We start from the raw sequence: 16,439 nt of genomic DNA, 5'->3' as shown, positions 1-16,439 counted from the left end.
ATGACGGCGGGGAGCGAGGGCACGAGTGCACCGCCCCTCTCCGGTGTGCTGGAGGCCGGCCTCTATGTCGACGACCTCGCCCGCGCCCGCTCCTTCTACGAGAACGTGTTCGGCCTGACGCCGATGATCGCCGATGCGCGCTTCTGCGCCTATGGCGTTGCGCCCGGCAGCGTGCTGCTGCTGTTCCTGCGCGGCGCGACGCTGGAGCCGGTGCGGATGCCCGGCGGGATCATTCCCCCGCATGACGGCCATGGTCCGCTGCATTACGCGCTGGCGATCGCCGAGGACTCGCTGGAGCAATGGACCGTCCATCTTGAAAAGCGGGGCGTGGCGATTGAAAGCCGCGTGGAATGGAAGGGTGGCGGGGTCAGCCTCTATTTCCGCGATCCGGACGGTAATCTGGTCGAACTGGCGACGCCGGGGCTCTGGCCGAATTATTGAGGTTCTTCGGCCACATGCCTGCTCGCCACCGCGATGGCTGATCCGCGCCGCATGATCTTGTGTCGGGCGGTGCTCTGCCCCATTTTAGAAGCACCGATCCGCCGGCCTTGAACCGGCGCCGATTAGGAGAGCTGATATGGCCGAAATGCGTTCCCGTCCTCCCGTAATGACGCTGACCGAAGCGGCCGCCGAGCGCGTGCGCTCGGTGATGGCGCGGTCCGAGAAGCCGCTCGTGGGGCTGCGCGTCGGCGTCAAGAACGGCGGCTGCGCGGGCATGGAATACACGATGGAATTCGCCGAGGAGGCGGGCCGCTTCGACGAGGTCATCGAGGACAAGGGCGTGAAGGTCCTGATCGATCCTAAGGCGATCCTCTATCTCCTCGGTACCGAGATGGACTTCAAGGCCGACAAGCTCTCCGCCCAGTTCGTGTTCAACAACCCGAACCAGACTTCGGCCTGCGGCTGCGGCGAGTCGGTCGCCATCACCCCTGTCCAGCAGGAAACCACCGGCGCGGGCGCCTGATCGCCGGAGGGCGCCGCGATGGACGAGGCGGCGATTGCCGACATCTTCGCCGCCTTCCGCCCGGTTCGCTGCCGGCGCATGTTCGGTGGGTATGGCCTGTACGCCGAGGGCGTTATGTTCGGCGTCTTCGTCGGCGAGCGTATCTATCTGAAAGCCGATGCCGAATTCGCGCGCACGCTTGAAGGCGAGGGCGCGGAGGCGTTCACCTATGAGCGGAGCGGCAAGCGTGTCGCTCTTGGTTTCTGGTCGCTGCCCGAGGCGGCGCTCGACGATGCCGACGCGGCGGCCGAACTCGCCGGCCGCGCGCTGCGCGTCGCGCTCGCGGCGGCTGCGTCAAAGCCGCCGGAGCGGCGCAGAAGCTCCCGGAGCCCGCGTCCACGCTGAATCCGGCGGACTTTCGTCGTTGCCATGGAAGAACAATCCATGGAGCGACGGCATGAATCTGGAAGAACTCAGGAACCTCTTCGTCCTTCACGGCCTCCACGCGCTGACGCTGCTCATCGCCCGCGGGTGGGTGGCGGCGCGGCTGTGGTCGCGATTTCGGGCGGAAGCGGAGGCGTCACCGGGCCTGGGCTGCCGGGGCTGGCAAACGGGCGCGCCGGCTCGCGGCGCGCCGGAGGCTGGCGGGCTGCTCAGCCTGCCTTGATCTTCACCGGGCGCAGCAGGAAGGCCGGCAGGTGCGAGGTATCCGCCGGCTCGTCCACCGGCGCGCGCTCGCTGCGGCGGTGGGTGAGAGGCGTAACCGGCGCGCGGGGCGGTGCCGGCGGGGCCTTCTCCTTGCGCTCGCGCGGATTCGCGGTGGTGCCCTGAGAGGGCTCGGCATCCTTGCGGCGCCGTGCCGGCTTCGCCGCCGGGACGGCGGCCGGCGCGGCCACGACGGCTTCCTCGGGCTCGTCGACGACGGCAACCCTCTCGGCACCGTCGCGGCGACGCGCGGGACGGGCGCCACGGCGTTCTTCCCTGCCGCCGCGCTTTTCCTTGTCGCGACCGCCGCGCGAACGCGGCTCGGAGGCGGGCAGGGTGTCGAGCGAGGAGCCTTCCTTCCAGTCGATGGCGCGGCCGATCAGCTTTTCGATGGCGGCCAGCGACTTGGAATCGGAGGGGGTGACGATCGTGTAGGCGACACCCGCGCGGCCGGCGCGGCCCGTGCGGCCGATGCGGTGGACGTAGTCCTCCGCGTGGTGCGGGGTGTCGTAGTTGAAGACGTGGCTCACCGCGGGAATGTCGAGGCCGCGCGCGGCCACGTCCGAGGCGACCAGCAGGTTCGCCTCGCCGGTGCGGAAGGCGTCGAGCGCCTGCATGCGCGAGCGCTGATCCATGTCGCCATGCAGGGCCACCACCTTGAAGCCGTGACGCTGCAGCGACTTGTGCACAACCGCGACGTCGCGCTTGCGGTTGCAGAAGATGATGCCGTTCTGCAGGTTCTCGGAACCGTTGATGAGCGTGCGCAGCGTCTCGCGCTTCTCGTAGTCCTCCTTGCCGGAGGCGACGAGGAGTTGGGTGATGGTCGAGGCGGTGGAGGACGGGCGCGAGGCCTCGATCTGCACAGGGTTCGACAGGAACTGCGAGACCAGCCGCTGGATTTCCGGCGGCATGGTGGCCGAGAAGAACAGCGTCTGCCGGGTGAACGGCACCAGCTTGCAGACGCGCTCGATGTCCGGGATGAAGCCCATGTCCAGCATGCGGTCGGCCTCGTCGATGACGAGGATCTCGATGCCGGAGAGCAGCAGGCGCCCGCGCTCGACGTGATCGAGCAGGCGGCCCGGCGTGGCGATCAGAACGTCGACGCCGCGCAGCAGCTTGGCGTCCTGATCCCCGAAGGAGACGCCGCCGATCAGCAGGGCGACGTTCAGCTTGTGATTCTTGCCGTACTTGACGAAGTTCTCTTCGACCTGCGCGGCGAGTTCGCGCGTCGGTTCGAGGATCAGCGTGCGCGGCATGCGCGCCCTGGCGCGACCCTGCTCCAGCAAGGTGAGCATCGGCAGCGTGAAGGCCGCGGTTTTGCCGGTGCCGGTCTGCGCCAGGCCCAGTACATCGCGGCGGGCGAGCACGTGCGGAATCGCCTGCGCCTGGATCGGCGTCGGCTCGGTGTAACCTGCATCGGCGACGGCCGAGAGCACCTTGTCGCTCAGGCCCAGTTCGTTAAAAGGCATCTGGGGTCAATTCTACGGCCACGCACCGCTGGCCAATTCCCACGAGCCGTGACCGGGGATGGCTGCTTCGTCGTCGCGCGGCGCGCATCGGTCGGATATGATCGGACGACGCGTTGCACCATAGGCGCAACGCCCGCAAAGTCAACGAGTTTCGCCGCTTTCAAGGGTTCCACGGTGCATTCCGGCCCGGTAAGCGGTGCAGGAAGGCAGGTCGCGCGATGAGCCGGGCATTCGTGAAGGAAGACAGCGGCGCCGATACGCTGCCCGAGCGGCCCGTCAGCGCGAACCGGAATCTCGTCACCCGGCGCGGTCTGGCGCTGATCGAAGCCGAGGCCGCGCGCCAGCGCGAGGCGCTCGCCGCCGCCGGCGCGCGGGGAGACCGCGACGGCGTCGCGCAGGCCTCGCGGGAGTTGCGCTACTGGTCGGCGCGGCGGGCCAATGCCGAGCCGGTCGACCCGCCGCAGGACGGCGAGGCCGTTACCTTCGGCATGGCGGTGACGCTCGAGGACGGGAATGGCCGGCAGCGCCGCTTCCGCATCGTCGGGGAGGACGAGGCCGACCCGAAGGAAGGGCGCATCGCCTGGGTCTCGCCGGTGGCGCGCGCCCTCATGGGCAAGTGGACCGGCGACGAGGTGAGCCTTCCCGGCGGCACGATGGAGATCGTCGCCGTGGATCCGCAGCCCGAGGCCTTCTGAGCGCCGATGCTCATCCCCTTCGAGACCCTTCTCGTCTTCGCCCCGGCGGCACTGGCGCTCAACCTCACGCCCGGCAACGACATGCTGTTCTGCCTCGGCCAGGGCATGCGCTCGGGCGCGCGGGCCGGTGTCGCGGCGAGTTTCGGCATCGCGACGGGCGTGTTCCTGCACACGCTGGCGGCGGCGGTCGGGCTGGCGGCGCTCATCGCGACCCACCCCGGCGCCTTCGAGGCGATACGCTGGGCGGGCGTCGCCTATCTCGTCTTCCTCGCCTTCCAGGCGTTTCGCGGCTCGGCGACGCTGCCGGCGCCCGATGCGGCGCAGCCCGTCCGCTCCGCCGCGCGGGCGTGGCGCGAAGCGGTGCTGGTGAGCCTGCTGAACCCCAAGGTCGCGATTTTCGTCCTGGCGTTCCTGCCACAATTCGTCGATCCGGCGCGCGGCAGCACCTTCGTCCAGTTCATGCTGCTGGGCACGGTGCTGAACATCGGCGGCACGGTGATCAACAGCCTCGTCGGTGGTTTCGCGGGCACGATCGGCGGATGGTTGTGGAGCCGCCGGCGCATTGCTGCCCTCTTCCAGCGTTTCACTGGTGTGGTGTTCCTGGCGCTTGCCGCGCGTATTGCCTTTGAGCGACGTTGACGCTCTATTCAGCGGCTTCCGCTAGGTTTGGGTTTGCCGGACAGGGGTGAGCCAAGGTACGACGCGCGAATGAGCCGACCGAAGAGCGATGATGTCGAGTGCGTCGAGCAGACAGGGTTGTTCGATACCGCCTGGTATCTGGAGGAACATCCTGATGTCGCGGGATCGCGTGCGCGTCCTCTTGAACACTATCTCCTGAGCGGCTGGCGCGAAGGCCACCATCCGTCGCCCTACTTCGACGGCTCGTTCTACCTTTCCGCTCACCCCGACGTGGCGGAGGCCGGCGTCAATCCGCTGCTGCACTATGCCCGCTGGGGGCGAGACGAGGGACGCGCCATCCGGGCGCTGGAGTGGACCGACACGGCGGCCGACGAGGTCGCCTTCTCGGTCATCCTCGCGAGCTTCAACCGCGCCGGCATCATCGACGACGCGATCCGTTCCATCCTCGCCCAGACGCATCGCAAATTCGAGCTGATCATCGTCGACGACGGCTCCACCGATGGCACCGAGGACCTCGTGCGCGAGCGCTATGCCGCCGAGCTGGCGGAAGGGCGCATCGTCTACATCCGCTTTTCGCGCAATCTCGGCGTGTCGGCCGCCCGCAACGCCGGGCTGCTGGCGGCGCGCAATCCCTGGATCGCCTATGTCGATTCCGACAATGTGGTGTCGCCGCGCTTCCTCGATGCCTTCGCCCGCCGCATCGTGGTGCATGACGGCACGCTGACCTTCTACGCGCGCTTCCTGCAGGAGAGCGTGCCGCGCGCCGTCGGGCGGCCCTTCGATCTCGAGGAGCTGCGGCGCAGCAACTATATCGACCTCGGGGTCTTCATCCACCACGCCACCTGCTTCACCGAGCTTGGCGGCTTCGACATCAGCCTGCGCCGGCTGGTCGACTGGGACCTGATCCTCAAATACGTGCACCGCTACCCGCCGGTCTATGTCGGCGAGGTGCTGATGACCTATCGGGACCGAAACGCGGGTGGGCTTGGCCGCATCACCGACCGCGAGCCCGTCTCCCTGCCGATGGTTCGCGTGCTGCGGCGCTACAATGTCTGCCCGACTGTGACCAGCCTGATCGTCTGCTACAATCAGGCGAATTTCATCGCCGAGGCGATGGAGAGCGTGCTGGCGCAGCGCGGCGATTTCTATCATGACATCGTGGTCGCCGATGACGGTTCGACCGACGGCACCGCTGACATCGTCCGCGACTACTGCGAAAAGCACAAATGGCGGATGCGTTCGATCGGCGACGGCGTCAATCGCGGCATCTCCGGCAATTTCCGCCGAGGCTTCGCGTCGGCCGGCGGCGCCTATCTCGCCGTTCTGGAGGGGGACGACTACTGGAGCGACCGCGACAAGATCGCCAAGCAGGTGGCGTTCCTCGATGCCAATCCCGATTGCTCGATGGTGTTCTCCAAGATCGAGGTGAAGACGCCCGGCAAGTGGCGGCACTCGACGCTGGAGCGGCAGGATCGCCTGCGCAAGAACAAGCTGGACGCCGCCGATTTCCTCGCCGATCCGAGCCTGAACCTCATCGCTAACCTGTCCAGCTGCATGTTCCGCAGCGACCTGATGAAGGCGCTGCCCAACGTGCTGTTCCGGCACCGGCTGAGCGAGATGGGGCTCGCCTTCTACCTCGACCGCTTCGGCGCCATCGGCTACCTGAACCAGCCGATGAGCGTCTATCGCCAGCACCCGCAGGGGGTCTGGAGCGGGGCGACGGAGGAGATGAAGCTCAGCAGTGGCCGTCAGGTGCGCGAGGTCGCCAAGATCGTCGCGCGTGAGCGCTACAAGGCGCAGATCCAGGCCATACTCGACCGGCACTACGCACAGGCCCCGTCCAGCTGAACGGGGGCGGGCAGCGTCCCTGCCTCAGATATCCAGCAGTTCCTCGTCGGCGAAGGCCGCCCGCTCGGAAATGAAGGCGAAGCGGCTCTCCGGCTTGTTGCCCATCAGCCGCTCGACGATGTCGGCGGTGGCGGCGCGCTCCGCCTCCTCGATGGTGACGCGCAGCAGGGTGCGCGTCTTCGGGCTCATGGTGGTTTCCTTGAGCTGCGCCGGCATCATCTCGCCGAGGCCCTTGAAGCGGCCGATCTCCACCTTGCCGCGGGAGGAGAACTCCGTCGCCAGCAGCTTGTCCCGGTGCGCCTCGTCTTTCGCATAGAGCGTCTTGGCGCCCTGGCTCAGGCGGTAGAGCGGCGGCACGGCGAGGAACAGGTGGCCGTTCTCGATCAGCTTCGGCATCTGGCGGAAGAAGAAGGTGACCAGCAGCGAGGCGATGTGGGCGCCGTCCACGTCGGCATCCGTCATGATGATCACGCGCTCGTAGCGCAGGTCTTCCTCGCGGTACTGGCCGCCGGTACCCGCGCCCAGCGCCTGGACCAGGTCGCCGATCTGCTGGTTCTGGGCGAGCTTGTCGCGGCCGGCGCTGGCGACGTTGAGGATCTTGCCGCGCAGCGGCAGCACGGCTTGCGTCTGCCGCTCGCGCGCCTGCTTGGCCGAACCGCCGGCCGAGTCGCCCTCGACGATGAACAGTTCCGAACCGGCGGCGGAATTGTTGGAGCAATCCGCCAGCTTGCCGGGCAGGCGCAGCTTGCGCACGGCGGTCTTGCGGGAAATCTCCTTCTCCTGCCGGCGGCGCAGGCGCTCCTCGGCGCGCTCCACCACCCAGTCCAGCAGGCGGTTGGCCTGTGCCGGGTTGCCGGCGAGCCAGTGGTCGAAGGGATCGCGCAGGGCGGTCTCGACGATGCGCGTCGCCTCGGCGGTGGCGAGCTTTTCCTTGGTCTGCCCCTGGAATTCCGGCTCGCGCACGAAGACCGAGAGCATGGCGGCGCAGCCGGCCATGATGTCATCGGTGGTGACGATCGCCGCGCGCTTGGTGCTGCCGGTGCGCTCGGCATGGTCGCGCAGGCCCTTCAGCAGCACCGAACGCAGCCCCGCCTCATGGGTGCCGCCCTCGGCGGTGGGGATGGTGTTGCAATAGGAGGAGATCGAGCCGTCGGCGTCGCCCAGCCACGCTACCGCCCATTCGGCGGAGCCGTGGCCGCCGGGACGTGAGGTCTTGCCGGCGAAGATGTCGGGATGGACCAGCGTGTGGCCCGCGATATCGGCGGCGAGGTAGTCCTTCAGGCCGCCCGGAAAGCGGAAGGTCGCCTTCTCCGGAATCTCGGTGCCGGCGACGAGCGAAGCGTCGCAGCTCCAACGGATTTCCACCCCGCCGAAAAGATAGGCCTTCGAGCGCGCCATCTTGAACACGCGGGCCGGCTTGAAATGCGCGCCCTCGCCGAAGATCTGCGCGTCGGGGTGGAAGCGCACGCGGGTGCCGCGCCGGTTCAGCACCCGGCCGACTTCCACGATGGGCCCCTGCGGCAGGCCGCGCGAATAGGTCTGGCGGTAGAGCGTCTGGCCCCGCGCGATCTCGACCTCCAGCACGTCGGAGAGCGCGTTGACCACCGAGACGCCGACGCCGTGCAGGCCGCCCGAGGTCTCGTAGACCTTGCTGTCGAACTTGCCGCCGGCGTGCAGCGTGGTGAGGATGACCTCGAGCGCCGACTTGCCGGGGTATTTCGGGTGTTCCTCGATCGGGATGCCGCGGCCGTTGTCGGTCACGGTGAGGAAGCCGTCTTCCGTCAGCTCCACCTCGATGAAGCTGGCATGGCCGGCGACGGCCTCGTCCATCGAATTGTCGATCACCTCGGCGAAGAGGTGGTGCAGCGCCTTCTCGTCCGTGCCGCCGATATACATGCCCGGCCGGCGCCGCACCGGCTCCAGCCCTTCCAGCACCTCGATATGCGCAGCGGTGTAGCCGTTCTCGCCGGGCGTCGCCTCGCCCCGTCCCGCAGGCGCGGAGGGCTTGGCGGCCGGACGGGCCGGACGCGGGGAAGGAGCGGCGGCGAAGAGGTCGTCGGAATTCGACATGGGCGAGGGTTTGGCTCGGATCTCTTGGAAAATGATTCGATGTCCATAGCACTATGGCAGGCGTCAGCCTAAACCGGAACGCTCCGTGAACATAGCGGGGCGGCGATGCAGGGGCATCATGCGTTTGTGCATGTGCGGCCGTCTTCCGCCGGACATGCATAAGGTGTAATGGCGCACGTCCATGCGCGCAGGCCGCCATCGTGGCGGGCCGCGCCGGCAGGAAGGAATGCCACCATGACGGAGAGCAAGGCGCGGATCGCCATCCTCGGGGCCTCGGGCTACACCGGCTCGGAGTTGCTGCGCCTGCTGCTGCGCCATCCGCGCGTGGAGATCGTCGCCCTCACCGCCGACCGCAAGGCGGGGCAGGCGGTGGCGGACGTGTTCCCGCAATTCGCGCCCTTCGCGCTGCCGAAGCTGATCACCATCGAGGAGGTGGCGTGGAAGGACGTCGATCTCGTCTTCTGCGCGCTGCCGCACGGCACCACCCAGCTGGTGATCAAGAAGGTCTTCGAGACCGCGCCGCATGTGAAGGTCGTCGATCTCTCGGCGGACTTCCGGCTGCGCGACGACGGCGCCTATGAGCGCTGGTACGGCCATCCGCATCAGGCTCTGGAGCTCCAGCAGGAGGCCGTCTACGGCGTCGTCGAGCTGTACCGGGACGATATCCGCAAGGCCCGGCTGGTCGCCAATCCCGGCTGCTATACCACGACCGCCATCCTGCCGGTGGTGCCACTGATCGAAGCCGGCGCCATCGACCCCGAGCAGATCGTCATCGATGCCAAGAGCGGTGTCACCGGCGCCGGCCGCTCCGCCAAGGAATCGCTGCTCTACGCCGAGGTGACGGATGGCATGCACGCCTATGGCGTGGGAAGCCATCGCCACATGGCGGAGCTCGACCAGGAATTCTCCAAGGCCGCCGGCCGCAGCATCGTGCCGAGCTTTACCCCGCACCTCATCCCGATGAGTCGCGGCATCTACGCGACGATCTATCTGAAGACCGGAGCGGGCGTCGGCGCGCAGGGCGTCCATCGCGTCCTGGCCGACTTCTACAAGGGGCAACCCTTCGTCCACGTCCTGCCGCTGGGCCAGGTTCCGCAGTCGCGCTTCGTGAAGGGTTCCAACATGGCCTTCATCGGCGTGATCCAGGACCGCGCGCCCGACCGCGTCATCGTCATCGCGACGACCGACAATCTGGTGAAGGGCGCTTCCGGCCAGGCGGTGCAGAACATGAACCTCGTGCTCGGCTATCCCGAGACGCTGGGGCTGGAGCAGATCGCTCTCTTCCCCTGAGCGTTCATTCCCGGCCGCTCACTGCGGATGGACGGCGAGGCTCGCCTTGAGAGTCGAGCCGTCCCATCGCCACGTGCTCCAGCAGGCGTCGCCCGGCTTGGCGCCGTCACACGTGAAGCGATCGACCCAAAGCGCGAGCGTGGTGGCATCGCCCTCCTGCGCCAGCGTCGGGTTCGCCCCGCGCAGGTCGAGCGGCGCGTAGCCGGCGCTCGACAGGGCGACGGCGACCGTGCAGCCGTCATTGGCGCAGAAGGCGGTGGCCGCGCCTTCGCAGCGCAGGTTGGCGCTGTTCAGCACGTAGTCGGGCCTGCTGTCACGATCGAGGTCGCCGGTCATGGTTTCGGGGGCGGCATTGCCCATCAGACTGCCGCCGAGTTCGCGGCATTGCTGGCCGAAGGCGGCGATGCGGTCGATCACCGGCTGCGGCGCCGGGGGAGCGGGCGGAGCATCGGCATCGGCCTGCCGCGCCAGATTGTCGATGGCGCTGGCGACCTGCTCCTTCAGCGTGGCGATGCGCGCCGCATAGAGGCGGGCGAGGCAGGCCGCATCGGCGCCACATGCGCCGCGCGCGGTCAGGAAAGCCTGCGCGTCGTCCCGCCGGGCGCCGGTTGCGCCCATCAGCAGCGGGAAACGGCTATAGGCGTACCACAGCGCGCCCATCTCGCTGTCGAGCGCCGAGAGCGCGGGGCTGGCGCAGACGGCGCGCTCGTCCGGCGTCCGCGCGCGGCCGCAATCGAAGCTGGCCGCGGCCGCCGGCGTGCCCTCCAGCGATGGCAGGGCGAGGCCCAGCACCACCAGCGTTGCCGCGGAAATACGGCTCACGCCTTCACCTTCACATAGCTGCCCGGCGCGTCCTCGATGGCGGGGAAGGGGCCCGTGCCCGGCACGCGCCCGGGCACGCGGCGCCCATCCTGCCGTTCGATCCAGTCGAGCCAGTCCGGCCACCACGAGCCCGGATGCATCTCGGCCCTGGCGATCCAGTCGTCGAGCTTGCCGGTCGGCGGGCCGCCGGTCCAGTACTGGTACTTGCCGCGCTCGGGCGGATTGATGACGCCGGCGATGTGGCCGGAGCCGGCCAGCACGAAGCGTCCGGAATTGCCGAAGAGCTGCACGCCGAGGAACACCGAGGCGGCCGGCGCGATATGGTCCTCGCGGGTCGCCACGCTGTAGATCGGCATGTCGATGTCCTTCAGCTTTAGCATTTTGCCGGCTAACATCAGGCTGCCCTGGGCAAGCCTGTTATCGAGGTAGCAATTGCGCAGATAGAAGGAGTGGTTAGCGGCCGGAAGGCGTGTCGAATCCGCGTTCCAGTAGAGAATGTCGAACGGGAAGGGCGCCTGTCCCTTCAGGTAGTTGTTCACGACATAAGGCCAGATCAGGTCGTTGGCCCGCAGCATGTTGAAGGCGTTCGCCATCTGGCGGCCTTCCATCACGCCGGCTTCCAGCATCTTGCGTTCGAGATTGGCGACCTGCTCCTCATCGATGAACACCTTCAGGTCGCCCGCATAGGTGAAGTCGACCTGGGTGGTGAGGAAGGTCGTGCTGCGCACGCCGACATCCTTGCCCGCCGCCGCCAGCCAGGCGAGCGTCATCGCCAGCATGGTGCCGCCGACGCAATAGCCCACCGCGTGGAACTGCTCGGTGCCGCAGGCCTTCTTGGCGACCTCGAAGGCGGTCAGCACGCCGTCGCGCATGTAGTCGTCGAAGCTCTTGCCGGCGAGTTCGGGGCCGGGATTGACCCAGGACACCATGAACACCGTCAGCCCGTTCGCCACCGCCCAGCGGATGAAGGATTTCTCGGGGGAGAGGTCGAGCACGTAGAACTTGTTGATCCACGGCGGGATGATCACCACCGGCGTCTCCAGCACCGTCTCGGTCTGCGGCGCGTACTGGATGAGCTGCATCAGCTCGTTCTGGAAGATCACCTTGCCGGGCGTCACCGCGAGATTCTCGCCGACCCGGAACTTCGAGTTGTCGGTCTGGCGGATCTTCAGGTCGCCGCCGCCGGCCTCGATGTCCTCGGCGAGCATCTTCATGCCGCGCACGAGGTTGGCGCCGTTGGAGGCCAGCGTGGTGCGCAGGAGCTCGGGATTGGTGAGCACGAAGTTCGAGGGCGAGACCGCGCTGGCGATCTGGCGCACGTAGAATTCGGCCTTGTGCTTGGTGTGCGGCTCGATCTCGGCTTCCTCGACCATGTTCTCCGCCCAGTTGGCGGTGAGCAGATAGGCCTGCTTGAGGGCGTCGAAGAACGGGTTGGAGGTCCATTCGGGGTCGACGAAGCGCCCGTCGCGCGCGCCGGGCTCGACGACCGGGCGCGCCTTCTTGCCGCTGAGCTTCTTCAGCGCCGAGGACCACAGCGACAGGTAGCCGCCGATCAGCCGCGACTGCGCCTCCACCGTCCGCTGCGGATCGGCGAGCCAGTATTCCGCGACATTGCCGAGCGTCTTGGCGACGTCGGCGAGGTCCTCGGCGACCTCGTCCTTGATCCGGCCGTCCTCGCGCGGGCGCAGATAGGCGGCCATGGCCCGCCCGCCTTCCTCCATCATGCGCGCCAGATTGGCCGCGAAGACCTCGAGGTCGATGGGCCCGGCCGCGGCCCGTGCGGCTTCCTCGGGGGTGGTCGAGGCGTGCGGGGCCGGCATGGGAGCGGCGGCGGGTGCCGGCCGGGTCGGCGGCGGCTGGAGCGGGGCACGGGGGGCGGCCGTCGGAATCGTGGCGCCGCGCCGCGTGGTCGTCCCACGCCGGACGGCGGCCGCGCGGGCGCGCTTGGCGGCAGCGGCGGAGTTGCCGGTGGCCGGCTTTGCCGTTGTCGCCTCGCCTGTCGCAGGCGGGGGGGCGACCGGCGGCGCGGGCGTCTTGGGTGACGTCTTCACCGGGGCCGCACCGTGGGCACCGGCTCGTGCCGGCGCAGCAGGGGCCTTGGCCTTGCCGGCTTTCGCCGAGGCGGTCTTCGGGGAGGGGAACGTGGGGGCGGACGCCGTCGGCGTGGGCACGTTCGAGGCGGCGTGCCTTTCCCCGGTACGGCGCCTCGACGCCGGAGCCTTCGGCGCAGCGGTCCCGGAGGTTGCGGTCTTCGGTGCCGCGATCTTCGCCGTCGGCTTGGTCGCCGCTTTCGCTGCCGGCTTGGCCGGCGGCGTCTTGGCCGGCGGTGTCTTGCCGGCGGTGGCCTTGGCAGCCGTCGCCTTTGCAGCGGCCGGCTTGGTAGCGGTCGGCGTGGCCGCCGACTTTGCCGCGACCTGCCGCGACCTGCCCGCCGCGCTCGGCTTGGATGGCGCGAGCCTGGGCTCAACCGAGCCGGGGGCAGAGGCCTTGCCGGCAGCCTTGCCCGCTGCCTTGGCTGGCGCGCGCTTGGCGGCCGATGCCTTCACGGATTTGGATGCCGCGGCCGGCTTCGCGCCAGCGGTTTCCTTCGCCGGAGGCGCTGGCGGTGTCTGAGACGCGGGTTCGGAAGCGACGAGTGGAATTGCTGACTTGGGCATCGAAGGATTGGCCGGTATCCTGCTCGTGCGACGGTTGCTCACCGCTTGTCCCCGCGGGTAGGTGCGTTCATAGGTAGCCATAATAGACGCGCCATCCGGTGCTAGCGAGTGCGTAACAGGCCGGAGGGGGAAAGCGTTGCCGGAAGTTTCGGAGAGGCCGGGTTTGCGCCGCAGGGATTGGAAGGGTTGGAGCCGTCCGGGAGCCGCCGTGCTCGTTCTTGCCGGGCTGCTGCTCGGCGGCTGCGCTTCGGGCGGAATATCGAACGAGGCCCTCGACACGGCTACCTCCAGCCCCGCCTCCACCTCCGAATCAACCGGAGCCGCATCAGCCGGAACAGCGCCGCTGACGGCGCAGACCGATGGTTCGCGCGCCGCCCCGGCGCCCAAGGGGCGCGAGAAGGAGAAGGAAAAGCCCTATCCCAGCTTCGGTGCGCCCGCCCAGGTCGGCGACATGCCGGTGATGAGCAAGGATCAGTCCTCCAAGCTGCAGCAGGACCTTGAAACGCTCGCCCGCGAACGCGAGAGCAAGCTGCAGCGGCAGATCGAGGAAGAAGAAAGTCAGGATCAGCCGTAATTCCCGGCAGGGACATCATTCTTCTGCCCATTTAGGCTGACATCCGTCGATGTGCGGGCGCGTGAAGAGTGATATGTAGCGCTCGTTGCGCCGTTCCCATGAGAGAAGGAACGGCTTGGAGCTTGAGACCCATGACCGATTTCCATCGTATCCGCCGGCTGCCGCCTTACGTGTTCGAGCAGGTCAACCGCGTGAAGGCCGCCGCCCGTAACGCCGGCGCCGACATTGTGGACCTCGGCATGGGCAACCCGGATCTCGATGCCCCGGCTCATGTGACCGAGAAGCTCAAGGAGACCATCGGCAAGCCCCACACCGACCGCTATTCGGCGTCCAAGGGTATTCCGGGCCTGCGCCGCGCGCAGGCGGCCTATTACGAGCGCCGCTTCGGCGTGAAGCTGAATCCCGACACGCAGGTGGTCGCGACCCTCGGCTCGAAGGAAGGCTTCGCCAACATGGCGCAGGCGATCACCGCTCCGGGCGACGTGATCCTCGTGCCCAACCCCAGCTACCCGATCCACGCCTTCGGCTTCCTCATGGCGGGAGCGGCGATCCGTTCGGTGCCGTGCGAGCCGGGGCCGGAATTCTTCCATGCGCTGGAGCGCGCGGTGGCGCACTCGATTCCCTCGCCGCTGGCGCTGGTGCTCTGCTATCCCTCGAACCCGACGGCCTGCGTGGCGGATCTCGATTTTTACCGCGACGTCGTCGCCTTCGCGAAGAAGCACGATCTCATCGTGCTCTCCGACCTCGCCTATTCCGAGGTCTATTTCGACGATGTGCCGCCCCCGTCCGTGCTTCAGGTGCCCGGCGCGATGGACGTGACGGTGGAATTCACCTCCATGTCGAAGACCTTCTCCATGGCCGGCTGGCGCATGGGCTTCGCGGTCGGCAACGAGCGCCTCATCGCGGCGCTGGCGCGGGTGAAGTCCTATCTCGACTACGGCGCCTACACGCCGATCCAGGTGGCGGCGACCGCCGCGCTGAACGGCCCGCAGGATTGCATCGCCGATATGCGCTCGGTCTACAAGAAGCGCCGCGACGTACTGGTGGACAGCTTCGGCAAGGCCGGCTGGGACATTCCCTCGCCCTCGGCCTCCATGTTCGCCTGGGTGCCGATCCCCGAGAAGTTCCGCCACCTCGGTAGCGTCGAGTTCGCCAAGCTGCTGATCGAGAAGGCCGACGTTGCCGTCGCGCCGGGTGTCGGCTTCGGCGAGCATGGCGACGATTACGTGCGCATCGCCCTTGTGGAGAACGAGCAGCGCATCCGTCAGGCGGCCCGCAATGTCCGCCGCTTCCTTGAAACGGGCGCGGAAACATTGCACAACGTCGTCCCTCTCGCCGCGGCGCGTTGACGCTCGCTCCTCTCGGGCGGCGCCGTTTCCTGGTCTTTTGTTGAGTTCGGACAAACTATGGCGCTGCCGCTGAAAATTGGCATCGCCGGCCTCGGTACGGTCGGCGCGGGCGTGGTGCGTATGCTGGCCCGGCGCGGGGACGTGATTGCGGCGCGGATCGGCCGGCCGGTCGAGGTGGTGGCGGTGAGCGCGCGCGACCGTTCGCGCAACCGCGACTGCGACCTTTCCGGCATGCGCTGGTACGACGATGCCGTCGAGCTGGCCCGCGATCCCGACATCGACGTCTTCGTCGAACTGATCGGCGGCCATGACGGCGTCGCCAAGGCCGCCGTCGAGGCGGCCATCGCCGCCGGCCACGACATCGCCACCGCCAACAAGGCGCTGCTCGCCCATCACGGCGTCGCGCTTGCCCGCGCAGCGGAGGAGAAGGGCGTCGGCATCCATTTCGAGGCGGCGGTCGCCGGCGGCATCCCCGTCATCAAGACCCTGCGCGAGGCGCTGCTCGGCAACGAGATCACCCGCGTCTCGGGCATCCTCAACGGCACCTGCAACTACATCCTGACGCGGATGCAGGAGGAGGGGCTGTCCTTCGACGCCTGCCTCGATCAGGCCCAGCAGCTCGGCTATGCCGAGGCCGACCCGACCTTCGACGTCGACGGCTTCGACACCGCCCACAAGCTCTCCCTGCTCGCCGCGCTCGCCTTCGGCGTGAAGCCCGACCCGGACGCGATCCACGTCGAGGGCATCCGCACCATCACGCTCGCCGACATCGAGGCGGCGGACGAGCTCGGCTACCGCATCAAGCTGCTCGGCGTCGCCGCCCGCACCGGCCATGCGGTCGAGCTGCGCGTGCACCCCACCATGGTGCCCAAGCACTGGCCCATCGCCCAGGTCTCCGGCGTCACCAACGCGGTGGCGATCGACGGCGACGCGGTGGGGCTGACGCTGGTCGGTCCCGGCGCGGGAAGCGACGCGACGGCCTCCGCCGTCGTCGCCGATCTGTGCGACGTCGCCGCCGGCCGGGGCGGCGCGCCCTTCGGCTGGCGGGCGGAAACCCTGCGGCCGGCGGAGAAGGCAGCAATCCAGCGTCATGAAGGTGGGTATTATATCCGCCTTGCGGCGGTCGACCGGCCTGGAACGGCGGCGGCCATCGCCCGCCATATGGCCGAGCAGAACATCTCGCTCGAGTCCATCATGCAGCACCGGCGCGGCCGCCCGCATGGCGGCGAGCGCGCGGAAAGCGCGGAAGACCCGGCGCCGGTGGTGCTCATCACCTACGCCACCAACGAAGACGCGGTGCGCCGCGCGATCGACGCCATCGATCTCGATGGCGTTATCGCCTCGCCGCCGCAGGTGATACGGATCGAGAAGGACTGAG

16 protein-coding genes are annotated in these 16,439 nt (G+C 68.3%); 12 read left to right on the top strand and 4 right to left on the bottom strand.

The features are described 5' to 3' along the window. The 4 genes from FO470_RS10540 (at position 1) to FO470_RS10525 (ending at position 1,610) form a co-directional block, all read left to right on the top strand. A complete protein-coding gene (locus FO470_RS10540; RefSeq protein WP_144342924.1) occupies positions 1–441 on the top strand; it encodes a VOC family protein in 441 nt (146 codons plus the stop codon). A 136-nt stretch (positions 442–577) separates the two neighbouring features. Further along, positions 578–964, top strand: a complete 387-nt coding sequence (gene sufA, locus FO470_RS10535; protein WP_186291923.1) for a Fe-S cluster assembly scaffold SufA — start codon at positions 578–580, stop codon at positions 962–964. An 18-nt stretch (positions 965–982) separates the two neighbouring features. Continuing rightward, a complete protein-coding gene (locus tag FO470_RS10530; protein ID WP_144342923.1) occupies positions 983–1,348 on the top strand; it encodes a TfoX/Sxy family protein in 366 nt (121 codons plus the stop codon). A 52-nt stretch (positions 1,349–1,400) separates the two neighbouring features. Beyond that, complete coding sequence (locus tag FO470_RS10525; protein ID WP_144342922.1) at positions 1,401–1,610, top strand: hypothetical protein; 210 nt, start codon at positions 1,401–1,403, stop codon at positions 1,608–1,610. Here FO470_RS10525 and FO470_RS10520 read toward each other — a convergent pair. Then, entirely contained in the window at positions 1,597–3,117 is a 1,521-nt protein-coding gene (locus FO470_RS10520) for a DEAD/DEAH box helicase (RefSeq protein WP_144342921.1), read from the bottom strand. The two genes, FO470_RS10525 and FO470_RS10520, sit on opposite strands and share 14 nt — an antisense overlap. 218 nt (positions 3,118–3,335) lie before the next feature. On the opposite strand from FO470_RS10520, the gene greA reads away from it, so the two are divergent. From greA to FO470_RS10505, 3 genes are all read left to right on the top strand, one after another. Beyond that, positions 3,336–3,812, top strand: coding sequence for a transcription elongation factor GreA (gene greA / locus FO470_RS10515; protein WP_144342920.1), 477 nt, complete (start codon positions 3,336–3,338; stop codon positions 3,810–3,812). A gap of 6 nt (positions 3,813–3,818) precedes the next feature. Next, positions 3,819–4,451 (top strand): LysE family translocator, encoded by a 633-nt coding sequence (locus FO470_RS10510; protein WP_144342919.1) that lies wholly within the window; start codon positions 3,819–3,821, stop codon positions 4,449–4,451. A 69-nt stretch (positions 4,452–4,520) separates the two neighbouring features. Further along, positions 4,521–6,299 carry a glycosyltransferase family 2 protein gene (locus tag FO470_RS10505; protein WP_144342918.1) on the top strand — a complete coding sequence of 593 codons (1,779 nt, stop codon included), beginning with the start codon at positions 4,521–4,523 and terminating at the stop codon, positions 6,297–6,299. Between the two features lie 24 nt (positions 6,300–6,323). Here the strand turns inward: FO470_RS10505 and parE are convergent, their stop codons facing one another. Next, the gene (gene parE / locus FO470_RS10500; RefSeq protein WP_144342917.1) at positions 6,324–8,369 is read right to left on the bottom strand and encodes a DNA topoisomerase IV subunit B; all 2,046 of its coding nucleotides are present in this window, start codon (positions 8,367–8,369) and stop codon (positions 6,324–6,326) included. 234 nt (positions 8,370–8,603) lie between these two features. Here parE and argC point away from each other — a divergent pair, with 234 nt between their 5' ends. Further along, positions 8,604–9,659, top strand: a complete 1,056-nt coding sequence (argC, locus tag FO470_RS10495; RefSeq protein WP_144342916.1) for an N-acetyl-gamma-glutamyl-phosphate reductase — start codon at positions 8,604–8,606, stop codon at positions 9,657–9,659. An 18-nt stretch (positions 9,660–9,677) separates the two neighbouring features. Here argC and FO470_RS19530 read toward each other — a convergent pair whose 3' ends face one another. Together FO470_RS19530 and phaC are read right to left on the bottom strand one after the other, a co-directional pair. Beyond that, complete coding sequence (locus FO470_RS19530; RefSeq protein ID WP_186291922.1) at positions 9,678–10,481, bottom strand: lysozyme inhibitor LprI family protein; 804 nt, start codon at positions 10,479–10,481, stop codon at positions 9,678–9,680. After that, positions 10,478–12,301: a class I poly(R)-hydroxyalkanoic acid synthase gene (phaC, locus tag FO470_RS19680; protein ID WP_418655051.1), complete on the bottom strand. Its 1,824-nt coding sequence runs from the start codon at positions 12,299–12,301 to the stop codon at positions 10,478–10,480. The genes FO470_RS19530 and phaC overlap by 4 nt, the downstream gene beginning before the upstream one ends. Positions 12,302–12,584: 283 nt before the next feature. Between phaC and FO470_RS19855 the strand changes: the two genes are divergently transcribed. The 4 genes from FO470_RS19855 (at position 12,585) to FO470_RS10465 (ending at position 16,438) form a co-directional block, all read left to right on the top strand. Beyond that, a complete protein-coding gene (locus FO470_RS19855; RefSeq protein ID WP_144342915.1) occupies positions 12,585–13,094 on the top strand; it encodes a hypothetical protein in 510 nt (169 codons plus the stop codon). Between the two features lie 252 nt (positions 13,095–13,346). Further along, the gene (locus FO470_RS10475; protein WP_144342914.1) at positions 13,347–13,712 is read left to right on the top strand and encodes a hypothetical protein; all 366 of its coding nucleotides are present in this window, start codon (positions 13,347–13,349) and stop codon (positions 13,710–13,712) included. Between the two features lie 131 nt (positions 13,713–13,843). Beyond that, positions 13,844–15,061 (top strand): LL-diaminopimelate aminotransferase, encoded by a 1,218-nt coding sequence (locus FO470_RS10470; protein WP_144342913.1) that lies wholly within the window; start codon positions 13,844–13,846, stop codon positions 15,059–15,061. Between the two features lie 57 nt (positions 15,062–15,118). Then, entirely contained in the window at positions 15,119–16,438 is a 1,320-nt protein-coding gene (locus FO470_RS10465) for a homoserine dehydrogenase (protein ID WP_144342912.1), read from the top strand. Position 16,439 lies beyond the last annotated feature (1 nt).

Origin of the sequence: Ancylobacter moscoviensis (assembly GCF_007559435.1) — a bacterium.
In the GTDB taxonomy this organism is placed as follows: domain Bacteria; phylum Pseudomonadota; class Alphaproteobacteria; order Rhizobiales; family Xanthobacteraceae; genus Ancylobacter; species Ancylobacter moscoviensis.
Note: the sequence above shows the minus strand (reverse complement) of the source record. Positions and strands in the feature narration are given on the sequence as shown.